Below are 17743 nucleotides of genomic sequence, written 5' to 3'. Positions count from 1 at the left end.
TCTAGCCCAGCTTGGCTTTGGCGGCGGCGGCCACGTGCTCGGCGGTGATGCCGAACTTCTTGTAAAGCACCTCGGCCGGCGCGCTGGCGCCGAACCCGGTCATGCCGACGAACACCCCGTCCTCGCCGATGAACCGCTCCCAGCCGAAGCCGACGGCGGCCTCGACCGCCACCCGGACCTTGGCCTCACCGATCACCGACTTGCGGTAATCCGGGCTCTGGGCCGCGAACAGCTCCCAGCAGGGGGTGGAGACCACCCGCGTGGCGATCCCCTCGGCTTCCAGCATTTTCTGGGCGGCGACCGCCACGGAGACCTCGGTGCCGGAACCGAAGATCGTCACCTGGGCCGGCCCGCTGGCCGGGCTGAGTTCATAGGCGCCCTTGGCGGAGAGATTTTCCGAGGCGTTGTCGCGCACGGCTGGGACCTTCTGGCGCGACAGGGCCATGACCGAGGGCGTGGTCTTGGTCGAGAGCGCCAGCTTCCAGCACTCGGCGGCCTCTACGGCGTCGGCCGGGCGATAGACGTTGAGGTTCGGGATCATCCGGAGCGAGCCGACATGCTCCACCGGCTGGTGGGTCGGACCGTCCTCGCCGACCCCTATGGAGTCGTGGGTCATCACATGGACAACCCGGATTCCCTGTAGGGCGCCGAGGCGGATCGCCGGGCGGCTATAGTCGGAGAAGACCAGGAAGGTGCCGGAGAACGGGATCACCCCACCGTGCAGGGCCATGCCGTTCATCGCTGCCGCCATACCGTGTTCGCGCACGCCGTAGTGGACGTAACGGCCGTCAAAATCGGGCAGGTCGAAGGCCTTGGTGCCCTTGACGTAGGTGTTGTTCGATCCGGTCAAGTCGGCCGAGCCGCCGACCAGTTCGGGGATGGCGGGGACGAGGTGATCGAGGGCCGAGCCGGAGTGCTGCCGGGTCGCGGCGGCGGGCTTCGAAGCGGCGGCCTCGACGGCGTAGGCGTCCAGACGGTCGAAGGCGCCGGCCGGGAGGTCGCCCCGCATGGCGCGCTCGAACTCGCCCTTGAGCGGGGACTTGGCCAGGTGGCCTTCCCACTTCTTGCGGAGCTTGCCGCCCTTCTTGCCGGCCGAGCGCCAGGGCTTCAGCACATCCTCGGGCACTTCGAAGGGCGCATGGGTCCAGCCCATGGCCTTGCGGGCGTCGGCGATCTCGTCGTCGAAAAGGGTATAGCCGTGGCTGTGCGGGTCGCCTTCCTTGCGGCCGCCGCCCTTGGAGATCTTGGTCTTGCAAGCGATCAGCGTCGGGCGGTTCTGGCGCGTGGCCCACTTCATGGCCGCGGCGATCTTGCCGAAGTGGTGGCCATCGACCTCCTTCACCGCCCAGCCATAGGCCTTGAAGCGGGCGAGCTGGTCGCCAGTCTCGGAGATGGTCGCCTCGCCGTCGATGGTGGTGTTGTTGTCGTCGAACAGGACGGTGAGCTTGGCCAGCTTGAAGCGCCCGGCGATGGAGGCGGCCTCGTGGCTGACGCCTTCCATCAGGCAGCCGTCGCCGGCGATCACCCAGGTCCGGTGGTCGACCACCTCATCGCCGAAGCGGGCGTTGAGGTGGCGCTCGGCCATGGCCATGCCCACGGCGGTGGCGATGCCCTGGCCCAGGGGGCCGGTGGTGGTCTCGACGCCAGGCGTGTGACCGTACTCCGGGTGACCGGCGGTGTTGGAGCCCCACTGACGGAAGTCGCGGATTTGATCCATGGTCACGGCCTTGAAGCCGGTCAGGTGCAGCAGGGCGTAGATCAGCATCGAGCCGTGGCCCGCAGACAGCACGAACCGGTCGCGGTCGGCCCAGTCGGGCTTGGCCGCATCGTACTTCAGGTACTTGGTCCACAGCACGGTGGCGACGTCGGCCATGCCCATTGGCATGCCCTGGTGACCGGACTTGGCCTTGTGGACCGCGTCCATCGAAAGCACGCGGATGGCGTCGGCCATGGTCTGGATCGAAGCGGACATTGGGGTCTTCCGGGGTCGAGGCTTGGGAGCGAGTCTGGGCGGGATTGCGCGCGGGGTCGCACGCGAGGCCAGAGGGGTCAAGGAAGCGGCGTCACACACAGCGGGTTTCGGCGCACGCCCGGGCGGGTCTATAGATTAACGGTCACACTTTCGGAGCGTGGAATCATGCGGGAGCCGTTGGGCGAGAACGCCCTCGATCAGGCCGTGAAGCGGTTGGACCGGGCCTTGTCCCAACTCGAGCAACGCCTCGCTAAGGGCGGAAGCGCGGCCGGCGGGCTGTTCGCGCCGGGCGACGCCAAGCTCGCCGCCGAGCTGGAGCAGGCGCGCGTCCGCGAGAAGGAGCTGGAAGCGGCCGGGGCCGAGGCCTCCGCGGCGCTTGGCCGCGCGATCGCCGAGATCAAGACGGCGCTCGCGCCCGCCCCAGAGCCACAGGAGGCCTGAGCCATGGCCCAGATCAACATCACCATAAACGGCCGCCCTTACGCCGTCGGCTGCGAGGATGGCCAGGAAAACCATCTGATGGAGCTGGCCCGCATCTTTGACCGCCAGGTCCGACAGGTGTCGCAGGACATGGGCCAGTTGGGCGAGACGCGGTTGTTCCTGATGGGCTCGCTGCTGCTGGCCGACGAGCTGATGGACCTGAAGACCCGGCTGGCGGCGGCTCAGGCCGAACTGGCCCGCGCCCAATCCGACCACGCCCGCGCCGAGAGCCGGGTGGTCGGCGCCCTCGAAAACGCCGCCAAGCGCATCGAGAAACTCGCGGCGGAGTAGTCTACCGATCCCAGAACGGCTTGGCTCGTCCCGTGTCTGGACCCGGCGCCGGCTCGCCGAACGCGGGCTTCTCGGCCGGGACCTCGCCGCCGTTCATGCCCGTGGCGACCACCGAGACCCGCAGCTTGCCCTCCAGCGCCTTGTCCAGGGCCGCGCCGAAGATGATGTTGGCGTCGGGGTCGACCTGCTCGGAAATGGCGTTGGCCGCCTCGTCGACCTCCAGCAGGGTCATGTCGTTCCCGCCGGTGACATTGACCAGCACGGCCTTCGCGCCGGCGAGCGATGTCTCGTCCAGCAACGGATTGGCGATTGCGTTCTGCGCCGCGGTGCGCGCGCGGCCGTCGCCGGTCGCCTCGCCGGTGCCCATCATGGCGTTGCCCATGCCGCCCATCACCGACAGCACATCGGCGAAGTCGAGATTGATCAGGCCCGGCAGCACCATCAGGTCGGTGATCGAGCGCACGCCGGCATGCAGCACCTGGTCGGCCATGGTGAAGGCGTCGGCGAAAGTCGTCTGCTCGGTGGCGACGCGGAACAGGTTCTGGTTGGGCACCACGATGGAGGTATCCACATAGCGCTGCAGCTCGGCCAGGCCCGCCTCGGCCATGCGCATCCGGTGACGGCCTTCGAAGCGGAACGGCTTGGAGACCACCGCCACGGTGAGGATGCCGCGCTCCCGGGCGCACTTGGCCACGAAGGGCGCCGCCCCGGTGCCTGTGCCGCCGCCCATGCCGGCGGTGATGAACACCATGTCGGCGCTTTCCAAATGGCGGACGATCTCGTCCACCGACTCCTCGGCCGCGGCCAGGCCGGCGCCGGGGCTGGCGCCCGCGCCCAGGCCTTGCGTGGTGCGCACGCCCAGTTGGATGCGCTGGTCGGCCTTGGACAGCGAGAGCTGCTGGGCGTCGGTGTTGGCCACCACGAAGTCCACGCCCTGCAGGCCGGAGGCGATCATGTTGTCGACCGCGTTCACGCCCGCGCCGCCCACGCCGATCACCACGATTCGCGGCTTCAGGTGGGCCGAAGGGTTCCAGGACCCGCCGCTGGGGGGCGTGGCGGTCATATCTGTCTACTCCATGCTCGCACCGCCGCTCCGATCCCTGAACGGCGGGGGCGGAGGAGACGCATAGGAATGTGGTCGCAAACGGGCAAGCAATCCATACGGCGATCGCCCTTTGGGCGGCTCCGCTTGAGAACCTGGCCGCGAAGGCCTATCTTGGAAAGTGGCGGGCCTGCTGTGGCTCTCGTCGAAGGCAAATTTTCCCAGCGACCTTAATTCACTCTAAGGGAGCTGTCCCTGTCCGGATCCCTGGAATCGGACACATGGCGCCCACCTGGTTATCCAGGTCGAGGGGATTCAACCGTCCTTCACGGCTCTCGCGGCGCCGCCACCCTTCGCCTAGATTGCTGGGCGTGACCGCAAAGCCCACCAAGTCAGACCTGCGCGCGAAGCTCCGCGGCCGTCGCCGCCGGCTGGCGAGCGCCTCACCCCATGCCGCTGAGCTGGCGGCCCAGCACCTGCCGCTGGGACGCTTGCCGGCCTTCGCCTGTTTCAGCGGGTATCACGCGATCGGCACGGAGCTGGACCCCAGCCCGCTGGTCCGGCGGCTGGCGCGCACGGGCGCCTTCTTCGCCCTGCCCGTGGCCGAAGCCGCCGAGGCGCCGCTGGTGTTCCGGGCCTGGGACAAGCGCGATGTTCCTGAGCCCGACCTGTTCGGCGTGCCGGCTCCGCCGCGCCGAGCGGCCATCCTGCATCCCGATCTGATCATCTGCCCACTGCTGGCCTTCGACCGCCGGGGCGGTCGCCTGGGGCAGGGCGGCGGGCATTATGACCGCACGATCGCGGAGCTTCGCGCCCACAAGCCGGTCTTCGTCCTCGGCCTGGCCTATGCCGGCCAGGAGGTCGCGGCCGTGCCCTCCGAGCCGCATGACGAGAGGTTGGACGCCATTCTGACCGAAAGCGGCTATATCGACGTCCGAAAGGACTAATCCATGCGTTTTGCCTTCTTCGGGGATGTCGTGGGTCGCGCCGGTCGCGACGGCATAGCCGACTATCTGCCGGGCCTGCGCCGGCGCCTGAACCTCGAGTTCGTGATCATCAACGCCGAGAACGCCGCCGCCGGGTTCGGGATCACCGAGAACACCGCCCGCGAGCTGTTCGAGGCCGGCGCCGATTGCCTGACGCTCGGCAACCACTCCTTCGACCAGAAGGAGGCGCTGACGTACATCGTGCGCGAGCCGCGCCTGATTCGCCCGGTCAACTATCCGCTGTTCGCCGACACCCCGGGCCGGGGCTCGCAGATGTTCGAGACCGACTCGGGCAAGCGCATCCTGGTGATCAATGTCCTGGGCCGGGTGCACATGGATTCGCTGGACGACCCGTTCGGCGCCGTGGACCGGGAGCTGGAGGCCTGTCCCCTGGGCATGGCGGTGGACGCCATCGTGGTCGACATGCACGCCGAGATCACCTCCGAGAAGATGGCCATGGGCCACTTCTGCGACGGCCGCGCCAGCCTGGTGGTGGGCACTCACACCCACGTGCCGACCGCCGACTGCCAGATCCTGCCGGGCGGCACCGCCTACCAGACCGACGCCGGGGCCTGCGCCGACTATGACAGCGTCATCGGCAACCAGAAGGAAGAGCCGCTGCGGCGCTTCACGACCCGGGTCTCGGGCGGCCGCTATAAGCCCGCCGAGGGCCCGGCCACGGTCTGTGGGGTCTATGTGGAGACGGACGACGCCACGGGCCTGGCCTTGCGCGTCGAGCCCATACGCATCGGTGGCCGGCTGTCGGAAAGCGTGCCGTCGCTGGAGAGCGTCAGCGTCGGCTAAGGCCGGCGCGGCAGGGTTTCCAGCGTCAGCTTGCCGTCGCCGTCGGGATCGAGGATCGCGAACCGGCGGGTGGCCGCCTTGGTCCATTCCACGGCGCTGACCCGCTGGTTCAAATCGCCGTCGCCGCCGCGCACGGGCTGGGGTTCGTTCAGCATCGAGAAGCGCGCCGCGCCTTCGCGCGGGACCGGCTTTGGACCGATCCGCTTGATGAACCGGCCGTTCGGCCGCTCGCCGGGGCCGGGACCGGGGTCGAACCCGCCCCGGGTGATCTCCGGCGCGACCTCATCCTCATAGCGCCGGTTCTCAATCCCATCGACCTGGCCGTCGGCGTTGACGTCCAACAGCTTGAAGAACCGCGCGGCGTCGGCGCGAAACTCGGCCAGGCTCACCGCGCCGTCATGGTCGGCGTCGGCTCCGGCGAACCAGGCGGCCTTGCCGTCGCCGCCGCGGAACGGCTCGCCGGAGGGGCTGATGAACAGGCTGGAGGGTGTTGGGGCCTGGGCCAAGGCGGGCGCGCCGAGCGCGGCCACAGCGCCGGCCAGCAGGAGACTACGCAGCATCGAACGGATCCCTCGCGCCTGGGGGAGCGGGCGCATGGTCAAGCTGGCCTGGGCCTGAGGCCAAAGCAGGGCGGAAACGTCTCGGTTCGGAAACTAACCCGCCGCGGCCTTGCGGTTGCGGGCCGCCACGCTCTCGCCTGCGATCCCCCAGTCCTCGGTCTGCACCTCGTCGATGATCACGAAGGTGGTGGCGGGGTTCTTGTTCAACACCTTCACCAGCAGGTCGGTGGCCCCGGCGATCAGCTCGGCCTTCTGGGCCTCGGTGGCGCCGGGCGTGATGCGGATATTGACGAAGGGCATGGGGACTCCTGACGGGCTTGCCGCCGACAGTTAAGCGCGCAAAGCTCCGCCGCAAGCCTCATGGAGCCATGAATGACCCGTTTCCTCGCCCGTATCGTCTTCGGGGCGCTGGGCCTCGCGCTCGCGGCCTACCTGCTGCCGGGCGTCAGCTATGACGGGATCGTCACCCTGCTGATCGCCGCCCTGCTGCTGGGGATCGTCAACGCCATCCTGCGGCCGATCCTGTTCGTCCTGACCCTGCCGTTGACGGTGGTCACGCTGGGCCTGTGGCTGCTGGTGCTGAACGCCGCGATGATCGGGCTGGTGGCCTTCCTGCTCCCAGGCTTCACGGTCGACGGACTGGTCCCCGGCGTGCTGGCCGCCATCGTCACCGGCGTGGTGAGCTGGATCGGCGCCATCGTCATCGGCGACGCGAAGAAGGGCTGAGGAGCACGCCCATAGAAAAAGGGCGGGACCTTTCGATCCCGCCCTCGATCTTGGTGGTGCGTTGAGCGCCTGGACTAGAAGTCCATGTCGCCCATGCCGCCCATGCCGCCGCCCATGCCGCCGCCAGCGCCGCCGCCGCCGCCCTTCTTGGGCGCCTCGACGATCGCGGCTTCGGTGGTGATCAGCAGGCCGGCGACCGAGGCCGCGTCCTGCAGAGCGGTGCGCACGACCTTGGCCGGGTCGATCACGCCGGCTTGGACCATGTCCACATACTCTTCGGTCTGAGCGTTGAAGCCGAAGGTGGCCGAGGCGTTCTCCATGATCTTGCCGACCACGATCGAGCCTTCGACGCCCGCGTTTTCCGCGATCTGACGGATCGGAGCCTGGAGCGCGCGACGCACGATGGCGACGCCGGCTTCCTGGTCGTCATTGTCGCCCTTGAAGCCGTCCAGAGCCTTGGACGCCTTCAGCAGAGCCACGCCGCCGCCGGGGACGATGCCTTCTTCCACGGCCGCGCGGGTCGCGTTCAGGGCGTCGTCGACGCGGTCCTTCTTTTCCTTCACTTCGACTTCCGTGGCGCCGCCGACGCGGATCACCGCGACGCCGCCGGCCAGCTTGGCCAGACGCTCTTGTAGCTTTTCCTTGTCGTAGTCCGAGGTGGTGTCCTCGATCTGACGCTTGATCTGGCCGATGCGGCCTTCGATCGCGTCCTTGGCGCCGACGCCGTCGACGATGGTGGTGTCGTCCTTGGTGATCGAGACCTTCTTGGCGCGGCCGAGCATGTCGATGGTGACATTCTCGAGCTTGATGCCCAGGTCTTCGCTGATCAGTTCGCCGCCCGTGAGGATGGCGAGGTCTTCCAGCATGGCCTTACGGCGATCGCCGAAGCCCGGAGCCTTGACGGCCGCGACCTTCAGACCGCCGCGCAGCTTGTTGACCACCAGGGTGGCCAGCGCTTCGCCCTCGACGTCCTCGGCGATGATCAGCAGCGGACGGCCCGACTGGACCACCGCTTCCAGCACCGGCAGCAGGGGCTGCAGCGAGGAGACCTTCTTTTCGAAGAGCAGGATCAGAGGCTCTTCGAGTTCGACCTCCATCTTGTCGGCGTTGGTGATGAAGTAGGGCGACAGGTAGCCGCGATCGAACTGCATGCCTTCGACGACGTCCAGTTCGGTTTCGAGGCTCTTGGCCTCTTCCACCGTGATGACGCCTTCATTGCCGACCTTGGCCATGGCCTTGGCGATCATCTCGCCGACTTCCAGGTCGCCGTTGGCCGAGATGGTGCCGACCTGCGCGATTTCGGCGTTGGTCGTGACCTTCTTGGAGGAGTTCTTGATCTCTTCGATGACCTTGATCACGGCCTTGTCGACGCCGCGCTTGAGGTCCATCGGGTTCATGCCGGCCGCGACCGACTTGAGGCCTTCCACGACGATGGCTTGCGCCAGGACCGTCGCGGTGGTGGTGCCGTCGCCGGCCTTGTCGTTGGTCTTGGAGGCGACTTCGCGAATGAGCTGGGCGCCCAGGTTCTCGAAGCGGTCAGCCAGCTCGATTTCCTTGGCGACGGAAACGCCGTCCTTGGTCGAGCGCGGGGCGCCGAACGACTTCTCGATGACCACGTTGCGGCCCTTGGGGCCCAGGGTCACCTTCACGGCGTTGGCGAGGATGTTGACGCCGCGCAGCATGCGGTCGCGCGCGTCGGAAGCGAAATAGACGTCTTTAGCGGCCATTTTTTGCTCTTTCGGATTGTGTGGGTGGGAGGAAAGGCGCCGGCGGGTGGTTAGTCGACCACGCCCAGGACGTCGCTTTCCTTCATGATCAGGAGGTCCTGACCGTCGATCTTGATCTCGGTGCCGGACCACTTGCCGAACAGGATCTTGTCGCCGGCCTTGACGTCGAGCGGCTGGATTTTGCCGTTGTCGTCACGGGCGCCGGGGCCGACGGCGATGACTTCGCCTTCCTGCGGCTTTTCCTTGGCGGTGTCGGGAATGATGATCCCGCCCTTGGTCTTTTCTTCTTCCTCGACACGCTTCACGAGGACGCGGTCTCCCAGAGGACGAAACGCCATATCTTTTAGTCTCCGTTCGGAACGGTTGAAATGCTGTGGCGAAAGCGCCCGGGGCCGACCGTTAGCAGCCGATGCCCCTGAGTGCTAACGCTGGGCGGGAGGTAGGCGCGAGGGGGCGCGAAGTCAAGCTGGACCACGGCAAATGGATTCCGCTTTGTGCCGGCCTATCGCGCCAGATAGGGTCGCGGCGAGGGAATTTGAACCAGGAGTATTTCCATGCGCCGCGTCATTGCGATCGCCGTCCTATCCGCCATGGCCGCCGCCTCCGCCGCTCAGGCCGAGACCTGGAAGCCCTACGCCAAGACGCCCGCGGGCCTCGAATGGTCCTATGACGCCGACTATTCCTACCGCGACCAGCAGAGCGGCAAGATCGTCGTCCTGCAGGCCATCGGCAAGCCAGGCGCGACCCCGCGCATGGGACCATCGGCTCCGGGCGCCGCCGACGGCGTGGGCCAGGTGGTGGCCCTGGACTGCAAGGCCAAAACCCTGATCCTGCTCAGCGGCTACAGCCCCAAGAAGCCGCTGGAGATCCTGGCCAACTGGCGCACCGAGAACCCCGCCAAGCCGAAGGGCGCCGAGGACAAGGCGCTGCTGGACAGCGCGTGCCAAGGCGTCGAGGCCCTGCCGACGAAGTAGGCCTGCTGACAAAAACAGGAGCTGCCCGGGCATAGGCTTGTCGTCACCTTCAACGCGAGAATTCCCATGCTCGATCACATCGGCCTGACCGTCAGCGACTTCGCCAGGGCGCGCGCCTTCTTCGACGCCGCCCTGGCGCCCCTGGGCATCGCCACCGTCATGGAAGTGCCGCCGGAGCTGGCCGGCGGTGAGAACCACATGGGCTACGGCTCGGAGGGGCGGCCCTACTTCTGGATAGGGACCGGCGGCCCGAAGACCGGGCGACTGCACGTGGCTTTCGCCGCCGCCGACCGCGCCACTGTCGACGCCTTCCACGCCGCGGCCCTGGCCGCGGGCGGGACCGACAACGGTACGCCGGGCGTGCGCGCCCACTACCACCCGAACTATTACGGCGCCTTCGTGCTGGACCCCGACGGTCACAACATCGAGGCCGTCTGCCACGCGCCGGGCTAGGGCCGTGGCCGGCGCGCTAGTGATCGTCACGGGCGCGCCCGGGGTGGGCAAGAGCACCCTCGCCCGCAGGCTCGCCAGGGACTGGCCGGGCGAGGCGGCGCTACACATCCACTCCGACGACATGTGGACCTGGTTCGCCAAGGGCTTCATCCCGCCCTGGGAACCGCGTTCTCACGATCAGAACCTGGTGGTGACTCGGGCCATGGCCGCGAACGCCGCCACCCTGGCTCAAGCGTATCCCGTGATTTTCGACGGCGTCGTCGGTCCCTGGTTCGCGCCGTTGTTTGTCGAGGCGGCCGAAGCGGCCCGGGTGAGGCTCGACTACATGGTTCTGCGACCCGACCGAGCCACCGCGGTGGCGCGCGGAACAGGACGCGAGGGCCATCCCATGCGCGATCCCGCGGTCATCGGCGCCATGTGGGACCAGTTCGCCGATCTGGGCTCGCTCGAAGCGCATGCGCTGGACACGACCGGACTGGACCTGACGGCGACGGCGGAGTTGGCGCGCGATGCGCTGGCGTCGCGAAGGCTCCGGATCGTTGAACCCGAAAATTATTAAAACGCTTGTTTGATTTCGAGCCGAGATGAGCGAAGGTGAAGGCCTGTTCTTCGGCGTAAGATGACGCCCCGACCAATCGCAAGAAAACGCTATGGGAGAGACCCGATGACCATGACCGCGGACAAGGCCCAATCCAGCTTCAACCTGAACCCGCAGGACGAGCTGAACGACCTGCGCATGTCGGCCAAGGCCCTGCCGCTGCTGGAGCACGTCAAGCGCTTCATCCGCGAGACGGTCAATCCGATGAGCGAGGAGTTCCATCGCCTGGGCGAGGGCAACCCCGACATCTGGTCCTACGCGCCCGGCCAGCTTGAGTGCCTGGAAAAGGCCAAGGACAAGGCCAAGGCCGAAGGCCTGTGGAATTTCTTCCTGCCCAACGCCGAGACCGGCGAGGGTCTGTCGAACCTGGACTACGCCTATATCGCCGTCGAGCTGGGCAAGAACCGCATGGCGTCGGAGTGCATGAACTGCGCCGCCCCCGATACCGGCAACATGGAAGTCCTGGAGCGGGTCGGCACGCCCGAGCAGAAGAAGCAGTGGCTGGAGCCCCTGCTGGCCGGCAAGATCCGCTCGGCCTTCGCCATGACCGAGCTGCACTCCGCCTCCTCGGACGCCAAGAACGTCAACACCCGCGCCACCCTGGTGGGCGACGAGTACGTGATCAACGGCGAGAAGCACTACATCTCCGGCGCCGGCGACCCGCGTTGCAAGGTCATGATCACCATGGTCCAGACCAGCCCGGACGGTCCGCCCAACCTGCGCCAGTCGCAGATCCTGGTCCCCACCGACGCGCCCGGCTTCAAGGTCATCGGCCCGCAGCACGTGTTCGGCGACCCCGACGCGCCGCACGGCCACATGCACGTGGTGTTCGATAACGTCCGCGTGCCAGCGTCGAACATGCTGCTGGGCGAAGGTCGCGGCTTCGAGATCAGCCAACTGCGCCTCGGCCCCGGCCGGATCCACCACTGCATGCGCGCCATCGGCTCGGCCGAGAAGGCGCTGGATCTGATGGTCACCCGCGGCCTCAGCCGTGAAGCCTTCGGCAAGCAGCTTGTTCATCTGGGCGGCAACCTGGAGATCATCTCCCGCGCCCGGATCGACATCGAGGCCATGCGCCTGATGGTGCTCAAGGCGGCCAAGGCGATGGACGTCCTGGGCAACCAGGAAGCTCGGGTCTGGATCCACATGGTCAAGGCGATGATCCCGGTCCGTGTCTGCGAGATCATCGACCAGGCGATCCAGATGCACGGCGCCCTGGGCGTGTCGCAGCACACTCCGCTGGCCAAGATGTACGCCAACACCCGCACCCTGCGCATCGCCGATGGCCCGGACGAGGTCCACCACATGGTCGTGGGCCGCAACGAACTGCGCCAGTACCGCGAGATGCCCGCCGATCCTTCGACGGCGGCGGTCTTCCGGAACTAGGCTCGCGGGGAATCTGCCCAAGATTTGACCAGGCCCCCGCGTTGAGACACACGCGGGGGCCTTCGTCTGTCGCGAGACGGCTCATGCCGGTGTAGGGGCGAGGCCCATGAACCAGGCCTTCCGCCTTCGTCGCCTCGACGCGGCCCAGACCCGCGCCGCCGCCCCCGACCTGGCGGCGATCCTGAAAGACTGCGTGGAGGGCGGCGCCTCGGTCTCCTTCATGGCCGACATGACGCCGGACGAGGCGCTCGGCTTCTGGATTGGGGTCTCGGAGGACCAGGCCGCCGATGGACGCGTGGTGATCGTCGCCGAGGACGACGAGGGTCTGTTCGGTGTCGTCGAGGTGATCCCCGCCGGTCCGCCCAACCAGCCGCACCGCGCCGACGTGGCCAAGATGCTGGTGCATCGTCGCGGCCGGCGTCGCGGGGTGGGCGAGGCCCTGATGCGCGCCGCCGAACAGGCCGGCCGCGACCTGGGCAAGCGGCTGCTCACCCTCGACACCGTGGAGGGCGAGGCTGGCGAGCGGCTCTATACGCGGCTGGGCTGGGTGCGCGTCGGCGTGATACCCGACTACGCCCTGCTGCCCGATGGGACGCCTTGTGGCACCGTGGTGTTCTACAAGGTCCTATAGCGGCCTCGACGGCGCCGCTTGTTCGCGCTAGATCGGGTGTCTTCCTGGAGCCCCGGGTCCGATCCGCGCCGGCGCGATCCCCGGTCCTTTTCGCCGCGACGGGCGAACCCGGAAGCCATCGCCTTCCTCCGGAAGGTGCGCGGGCGAACCCGCACATTTTGGCGCGCGAAGCGCCGCAGACCCGCGATCCGGGGGTGGCCTGTGTCCACCTCATGAGGGGCGCGGTCGCAACCCGGAGGACTACCCATGAGCACGTTCGCGGCTCTCTTCATCGTCACCATGGCCTTCGTCACGGCCACCCTGTCAGGGGTCTTCGGCATGGCCGGCGGCCTGGTGCTGATGGGGGCCCTGGCCCTGGTCCTGCCGGTCTCGGCGGCCTTCGTCACCCACGGCATCCTGCAACTCGTCGCCAACGGCTGGCGGGCGATCCTCCACGCCAAGCACGTGCGCTGGGATATCGTCGGCTGGTACGCGGCGGCGTCCGTCTGCGCCGCCGGCCTCGTCGCGCTGATGTCCTTCGTGCCCTCTAAGGGGCTGCTCTACCTGGCCCTGGGCCTGGTGCCAGGTCTGGTCTGGCTGCCCAAGGACTGGCTCCGGCTGGACGCGGCCAAGCCCGCCCACGCCTTCATCTCCGGCCTCCTGGTGACGGGTCTGAACCTGCTGGCGGGAGTCGCCGGACCCCTGCTGGACGTCTTCTTCGTGCGAACCGTGCTGACCCGCCACGCCATCGTCGCCACCAAGGCCGCCACCCAGGTCTTCGCCCACCTGGCCAAGATCGTGGTCTACGGAGCTCCCCTTCTGACCACGCCGAACAAGGACATGCCGCCCTGGTGGCTGTTCGCCATCGCCGTTCCGCTGTCCATGGCCGGCACGGCGGTCGGGGGCCGCATCCTCGACCGCATGAACGATGTGGACTTCAAGTCCTGGACGAAGTGGATCGTGACCGCCGTGGGGGTCGTCTATCTAGTCCAGGCCGCTCAACTGTTCCTGAGAGGCCCTGGATGAACCTCACCTTCGACGTCCTGGAGAACCGCTTCGTCCGGCTGGAGCCGCTGGGCGAGACCCACAAGGAGGACCTGCGCGCCGCCTGCGCCGCCGACCCCGCCCTGTTCCACGACCTCTATCCCTACTCGCTGTTGGGCCAGGACTTCGACAAGCGCTGGAACGGTGCGATCGCCGCCGACCGCGCCGCCGGGACCTGGCTGCACTATGCCGTTGTGGTGGACGGCCGCTGCGTGGGCATGACCTGCTACATCATGCCGGACGCGGTGAACGCCTCGGTCGAGATCGGCGGCACCTACTATGACCCCGCCTTCCGGGGCGGCGCGACCAACCCGGCGTCCAAGCGCCTGATGATGGGCGCGGCCTTCGACGCCGGCGCCCGCCGGGTGGTCTATCGGGTGGACGGGATCAACCTGCGGTCCCGCGCGGCCGTGCTGAAACTGGGCGCCACCCAGGAGGGAATCCTGCGCCGAGAGCGGCTGACCTGGACCGGCCGCGTCCGCGACACGGTGGTCTTCTCGATCCTCGACGACGAGTGGCCGGGCGTCCGCGATCGTCTGGACGCCCGGCTGGCCACGTTCGCCTAGGCGCTGGCCGCCGTCCGCTCGGCCGCGTCCGCGAAGAACACCTTGTCGGCGTTCGCGGCCACGTCCTGGGCGGTGTAGGGCCGGCCAGGATTATAGCCGTCGGTCTGCAGCATCTTGATCTCCCGCACCCCGCGCGACGAGACCCCCAGGACCTTGCCGCTGTGATCGGCGGCCAGATCGGAGACCATGTAGAGCACGCCCGGCGCGATGTTCTCCGGCAGGCTCATGGCGTCGGGCTCCTTGCCCTGGCGGCCCGGCAGATCCGACGTCATGCGGGTGAAGGCGCCCGGCGCCAAGCCCATGACCCGGATGCCGTACTTGCGCCCCTCGATGGAGAGCACGCGCATGAAGCCGTAGATCCCGGCCTTGGCCGCCCCATAGTTGGACTGGCCGAAATTGCCGTAGAGGCCGGAGGTCGAGCTGGTCATGACGATGGCGCCCGGCTTGCCGTTGTCCTTCATCCACTTCCAGACCGGCATGGTGCAGCAATAGGTCCCCTTCAGGTGCACCTTCACCACCAGGTCCCAGTCCTGTTCGGAGGTGTTGGCGAAGGTCTTGTCGCGCAGGATGCCGGCGTTGCAGACCAGGATGTCGATCTGGCCGTAGTTATCCAGCGCGGTCTTGGCGATGTTCTCGCCGCCTTCCATGGTGGAGACATCGTCGCCGTTGGCCACGGCCTTGCCGCCCGCCGCAACGATCTCGTCGACAACCTTCTGGGCCGCGGCGCTCGTGCCCGAGCCCGAACCGTCCCGCGATCCGCCCAGGTCGTTCACGACGACCGAGGCGCCTTCCTTGGCGAACAGCTTGGCATAGGCCTCGCCCAGACCGCCCCCGGCGCCCGTGACAATCGCCACCTTCCCATCCAACAGACCCATGACGTGCTCCCTAATGATCTAATTATCCCCCATCATCGGATCGCCTTTCGCGCGTGACAAGCATTGACCGACCTTGGGGCAGCAGCGTGATGTGGCCGCAAGCCAAGCCGTTCGGGGGAACGACCATGATCCGCGCCATCGCCATCGCCGCCACGCTGGGCCTCGCCGCGCCCGCGGGCGCCAACGAACCGGGTCCGCGAATAGCACCCTCCCTGGCCGCCCACACAGCCGAGTTCGCCCCGCCCAAGGTCTATGAGCCCGCGCCCGGCGTGTTCTCGGCGGTGGGCTACGGCATCGCCAATTCGATCATGGTTGTGGGCAAGTCGGGCGTGGTGATCATCGACACCACCGACAGCCTGGAGGAGGCCAAAAAGGTCTGGGCCGAGTTCGCGCCGCGCGCCGGCGGCAAGCCGGTTGTGGCGATCATCTACACCCACAACCACAACGACCACATCAACGGCGCGGCGGGCTTCCCGCTGGCCAAGGGCGGCAAGGTCATCGCCCATGAGACCCTGCTGCGCGAGGCCGCCAAGTGGAATGGCGTCGCAGCCCCGGCCATCGCCGCGCGCGCCGCCCGGATGTACGGCGTCTTCCTTCCCAAGGGTACGCCTGAAGGCTTCGTCAATGTGGGGATCGGCCCCTACCTCTCGGCCTTCGGCGGCGGCGGGGCCGGCGGCTTCATCGCCCCCACCACGGTGTTCAAGGATCGGCTGGAGCTGACCCTGGGCGGCGAACGCTTCGTGCTGGAGCATGCGCCCGGCGAGACCGAGGACCAGATCCTGGTCTGGATGCCGGCCCGCAAGATCCTGTTCCCGGGCGACAACGTCTACAAGGCCTTCCCCAACCTCTATACGATCCGCGGCACCAGCTACCGCGACCCCGTTCAGTGGGCGGCCTCGGTGGACCGCATGCGGGCGCTGAAGCCCGAGGTTCTGGTCCCGTCGCACACCCGGCCCATCGTCGGCGCCCCGGCGATCATGGGAACCCTGACCAACTATCGCGACGCCATCCGCTTCACCCATGACCAGGCGGTGCGATGGATGAACGCCGGCCTGACCCCCGACGAGATCGCCGCCAAGGTGAAGCTGCCCGCCCACCTGGCGGCCGACCCCTATCTGTTCGAGCACTATGGCACGGTGGAATGGTCGGTTCGCTCGGTGGTGACCGGTTACATGGGGTGGTTCGGCGGCGATCCGGCGAGCCTGTCCTATGACGCGCCAGACGTGCGCGCCCAGGAGATCGTGGCCCTGGCCGGCGGCGCCGGGCCGGCCCTCGTCCAGGCGCAGAAAGCCTACGACGAGGGGCGCTGGAAATGGAGCGCCGAGCTCGCCGGCCATGTGGGCCGCGCCGATCCGGCCCAGAAGGCGGCCGCCGACGCCCTGCAGGCCAGGGCCTTAAAGCAGCTCGGCTACGACAGCGTCTCGCCCAACGGCCGCAACTACTATCTCGAACGGGCGGCTGAGCTGGAGAAGAAGGCGCCAGGCTGGGCTCAGATCGTCGCGGGCCGCCAGGGCGGCGCCCAGGCCGCGGGGCTGCCCGCCGCCGCCATCGTCGCTACCTTTCCTGTGCGGCTGAACGCCGACAAGGCCGCGCAGGCGCAGCGGGCCATGGGTCTCAGGCTGACGGGGGAGGGCGACTGGACCATCGGCGTGCGGCGCGGCGTCGCCGAAACCGGGGCGGGCGTCGCGGCCGATGTCCCGCTGGTGGTCGCCGCGACCAAGGCCGACTGGGCCGGCGCGGTCGCCTCGCCCGCCGCCATGCAGACGGCGCTCAGTTCAGGTAAGGTCAGGATCGAGAAGGGGACGCCCGCGGACCTCGCCAGCTTCCTCGACCTGTTCAGGGGCTAGAGGTCACTTCGCCCGGACGTAACGCCAGTCCTGGCCCTTCAGGCTCCCGCTGACGGTCCCTTCGATGCGGGCGCAGAGGTCCTCGCCGCAGCGGCGGTAGATGACCCGTTGCGGAAAATCGTGGGCGAGGTTCTCGAACACCGCTTCGCCTTCGCCGCCCGGTTTCAGCACGAACGGCGTCGGCGGCTGATTGTCGACGCGAGCCGTGAAGGTCACCCCGGCCGGTTCGTCGGTGATGGTGGTGAACTCCACCTGCGGCTTGCGGCCGGGACGGTTGGTCTGGGTGATCCCGGCCATGGTCCCGCCCAGGGGCGCGATCCAGGTTTCCCGGGTGACCACGGCGCCCTTCTCCTGCATCCAGCTTCCCGCCATCCAGGCGAGGCGGTCGACATCGGCCGGCGCGGCCTGGGCGGCGCCGGCGGCCAGCAGGGCGGCGGCGATCAGCATGTTGCGCATGTCTATTCCTTCGCGGCCTTCCGCCGCGCCTGAAAGAACCCTTTCAGGAGGGCGGAGCTTTCCTCGGCCAGGATGCCGCCGACCACCTCCGGCCGCCAGTGGCAGGTGGGCTGCTCGAAAAATTTGGGCCCATGAACCACGGCGCCGCCCTTGGCGTCTTCGGCCCCGAACACCAGCCGCCCGATCCGGGCGTGGCTGATCGCCCCGGCGCACATTGCGCAGGGCTCCAGCGTAACCACCAGGGTCAGGTCGGTGAGGCGGTAATTTCCCAGCTTGGCGGCCGCCAAGCGCAGCGCGACGATCTCCGCGTGGGCGGTGGGATCGGCGGTGGAGATCGGCCGGTTCC

The 17743-nt window shown here is 68.1% G+C and carries 21 protein-coding genes, 1 other RNA gene and 1 pseudogene; 14 read left to right on the top strand and 9 right to left on the bottom strand.

Translation table 11 applies throughout. The annotated features are described in order from the left end of the window. Window position 1: 1 nt before the first annotated feature. The gene (gene tkt, locus RMO04_RS15270; RefSeq protein ID WP_309645627.1) at window positions 2-1972 is read right to left on the bottom strand and encodes a transketolase; all 1971 of its coding nucleotides are present in this window, start codon (window positions 1970-1972) and stop codon (window positions 2-4) included. Window positions 1973-2137: 165 nt separating this feature from the next. Here tkt and RMO04_RS15265 point away from each other — a divergent pair, with 165 nt between their 5' ends. Both RMO04_RS15265 and RMO04_RS15260 read left to right on the top strand, forming a co-directional pair. Then, window positions 2138-2413 (top strand): DUF4164 family protein, encoded by a 276-nt coding sequence (locus tag RMO04_RS15265; protein ID WP_309645626.1) that lies wholly within the window; start codon window positions 2138-2140, stop codon window positions 2411-2413. A gap of 3 nt (window positions 2414-2416) precedes the next feature. Beyond that, complete coding sequence (locus tag RMO04_RS15260) at window positions 2417-2743, top strand: cell division protein ZapA (RefSeq protein WP_309645625.1); 327 nt, start codon at window positions 2417-2419, stop codon at window positions 2741-2743. 87 nt (window positions 2744-2830) lie between these two features. On the opposite strand, the pseudogene ftsZ reads toward RMO04_RS15260, so the two are convergent. Next, window positions 2831-3806, bottom strand: a pseudogene (gene ftsZ, locus RMO04_RS15255) (cell division protein FtsZ); the annotation flags it as partial. A gap of 166 nt (window positions 3807-3972) precedes the next feature. Between ftsZ and ssrS the strand changes: the two are divergent. The 3 genes from ssrS (at window position 3973) to RMO04_RS15240 (ending at window position 5575) form a co-directional block, all read left to right on the top strand. Continuing rightward, window positions 3973-4131, top strand: a non-coding RNA gene (ssrS, locus tag RMO04_RS15250) — 6S RNA. Between the two features lie 25 nt (window positions 4132-4156). Next, on the top strand, window positions 4157-4732 hold the full coding sequence (locus RMO04_RS15245) for a 5-formyltetrahydrofolate cyclo-ligase (RefSeq protein WP_309645624.1): 576 nt from the start codon (window positions 4157-4159) through the stop codon (window positions 4730-4732). A 3-nt stretch (window positions 4733-4735) separates the two neighbouring features. Beyond that, window positions 4736-5575, top strand: coding sequence for a TIGR00282 family metallophosphoesterase (locus RMO04_RS15240; protein WP_309645623.1), 840 nt, complete (start codon window positions 4736-4738; stop codon window positions 5573-5575). Here RMO04_RS15240 and RMO04_RS15235 read toward each other — a convergent pair. Then, window positions 5572-6135, bottom strand: coding sequence for a hypothetical protein (locus RMO04_RS15235; RefSeq protein WP_309645622.1), 564 nt, complete (start codon window positions 6133-6135; stop codon window positions 5572-5574). The genes RMO04_RS15240 and RMO04_RS15235 overlap by 4 nt on opposite strands. 93 nt (window positions 6136-6228) lie before the next feature. After that, entirely contained in the window at window positions 6229-6435 is a 207-nt protein-coding gene (locus RMO04_RS15230) for a 4-oxalocrotonate tautomerase family protein (protein WP_309645621.1), read from the bottom strand. A gap of 72 nt (window positions 6436-6507) precedes the next feature. On the opposite strand from RMO04_RS15230, the gene RMO04_RS15225 reads away from it, so the two are divergent. Beyond that, entirely contained in the window at window positions 6508-6861 is a 354-nt protein-coding gene (locus RMO04_RS15225; RefSeq protein ID WP_309645620.1) for a phage holin family protein, read from the top strand. Between the two features lie 74 nt (window positions 6862-6935). Here RMO04_RS15225 and groL read toward each other — a convergent pair whose 3' ends face one another. Both groL and groES read right to left on the bottom strand, forming a co-directional pair. Further along, complete coding sequence (gene groL / locus RMO04_RS15220) at window positions 6936-8588, bottom strand: chaperonin GroEL (protein WP_309645619.1); 1653 nt, start codon at window positions 8586-8588, stop codon at window positions 6936-6938. A gap of 50 nt (window positions 8589-8638) precedes the next feature. Continuing rightward, window positions 8639-8926 (bottom strand): co-chaperone GroES, encoded by a 288-nt coding sequence (groES, locus tag RMO04_RS15215; RefSeq protein ID WP_309645618.1) that lies wholly within the window; start codon window positions 8924-8926, stop codon window positions 8639-8641. Window positions 8927-9142: 216 nt separating this feature from the next. Between groES and RMO04_RS15210 the strand changes: the two genes are divergently transcribed. The 7 genes from RMO04_RS15210 to RMO04_RS15180 all read left to right on the top strand — a co-directional run bounded on the left by RMO04_RS15210 (window position 9143) and on the right by RMO04_RS15180 (window position 14219). After that, a complete protein-coding gene (locus tag RMO04_RS15210) occupies window positions 9143-9562 on the top strand; it encodes a hypothetical protein (RefSeq protein WP_309645617.1) in 420 nt (139 codons plus the stop codon). Between the two features lie 66 nt (window positions 9563-9628). Beyond that, the gene (locus RMO04_RS15205) at window positions 9629-10015 is read left to right on the top strand and encodes a VOC family protein (RefSeq protein WP_309645616.1); all 387 of its coding nucleotides are present in this window, start codon (window positions 9629-9631) and stop codon (window positions 10013-10015) included. 4 nt (window positions 10016-10019) lie between these two features. Continuing rightward, complete coding sequence (locus tag RMO04_RS15200; RefSeq protein ID WP_309645615.1) at window positions 10020-10574, top strand: AAA family ATPase; 555 nt, start codon at window positions 10020-10022, stop codon at window positions 10572-10574. A gap of 111 nt (window positions 10575-10685) precedes the next feature. Next, window positions 10686-11999, top strand: coding sequence for an acyl-CoA dehydrogenase family protein (locus RMO04_RS15195; protein ID WP_405041512.1), 1314 nt, complete (start codon window positions 10686-10688; stop codon window positions 11997-11999). A gap of 106 nt (window positions 12000-12105) precedes the next feature. Continuing rightward, on the top strand, window positions 12106-12630 hold the full coding sequence (locus tag RMO04_RS15190) for a GNAT family N-acetyltransferase (RefSeq protein ID WP_309645613.1): 525 nt from the start codon (window positions 12106-12108) through the stop codon (window positions 12628-12630). 246 nt (window positions 12631-12876) lie between these two features. Then, complete coding sequence (locus RMO04_RS15185) at window positions 12877-13635, top strand: sulfite exporter TauE/SafE family protein (RefSeq protein WP_309645612.1); 759 nt, start codon at window positions 12877-12879, stop codon at window positions 13633-13635. Next, window positions 13632-14219 (top strand): GNAT family protein, encoded by a 588-nt coding sequence (locus RMO04_RS15180; protein ID WP_309645611.1) that lies wholly within the window; start codon window positions 13632-13634, stop codon window positions 14217-14219. Before RMO04_RS15185 ends, RMO04_RS15180 begins: the two co-directional genes overlap by 4 nt. Here RMO04_RS15180 and RMO04_RS15175 read toward each other — a convergent pair. Next, window positions 14216-15094 carry an SDR family NAD(P)-dependent oxidoreductase gene (locus tag RMO04_RS15175; protein WP_309645610.1) on the bottom strand — a complete coding sequence of 293 codons (879 nt, stop codon included), beginning with the start codon at window positions 15092-15094 and terminating at the stop codon, window positions 14216-14218. The two genes, RMO04_RS15180 and RMO04_RS15175, sit on opposite strands and share 4 nt — an antisense overlap. Before the next feature lie 125 nt (window positions 15095-15219). Between RMO04_RS15175 and RMO04_RS15170 the strand changes: the two genes are divergently transcribed. Then, window positions 15220-16941, top strand: coding sequence for an alkyl sulfatase dimerization domain-containing protein (locus RMO04_RS15170; protein WP_309645609.1), 1722 nt, complete (start codon window positions 15220-15222; stop codon window positions 16939-16941). Window positions 16942-16944: 3 nt separating this feature from the next. Here the strand turns inward: RMO04_RS15170 and RMO04_RS15165 are convergent, their stop codons facing one another. Together RMO04_RS15165 and RMO04_RS15160 are read right to left on the bottom strand one after the other, a co-directional pair. Then, on the bottom strand, window positions 16945-17397 hold the full coding sequence (locus RMO04_RS15165) for a DUF6265 family protein (RefSeq protein WP_309645608.1): 453 nt from the start codon (window positions 17395-17397) through the stop codon (window positions 16945-16947). A 2-nt stretch (window positions 17398-17399) separates the two neighbouring features. Next, window positions 17400-17743, bottom strand: a 344-nt coding sequence (locus RMO04_RS15160; RefSeq protein ID WP_309645607.1) for a nucleoside deaminase, incomplete at its 5' end; no start/stop codon positions are given.

The sequence above is a fragment of the Phenylobacterium sp. genome (assembly GCF_031412415.1).
Taxonomy (GTDB): domain Bacteria; phylum Pseudomonadota; class Alphaproteobacteria; order Caulobacterales; family Caulobacteraceae; genus Phenylobacterium.
The sequence above is the reverse complement of the archived record's forward strand: the minus strand, read 5'-3'. Positions and strand labels throughout refer to the sequence as shown.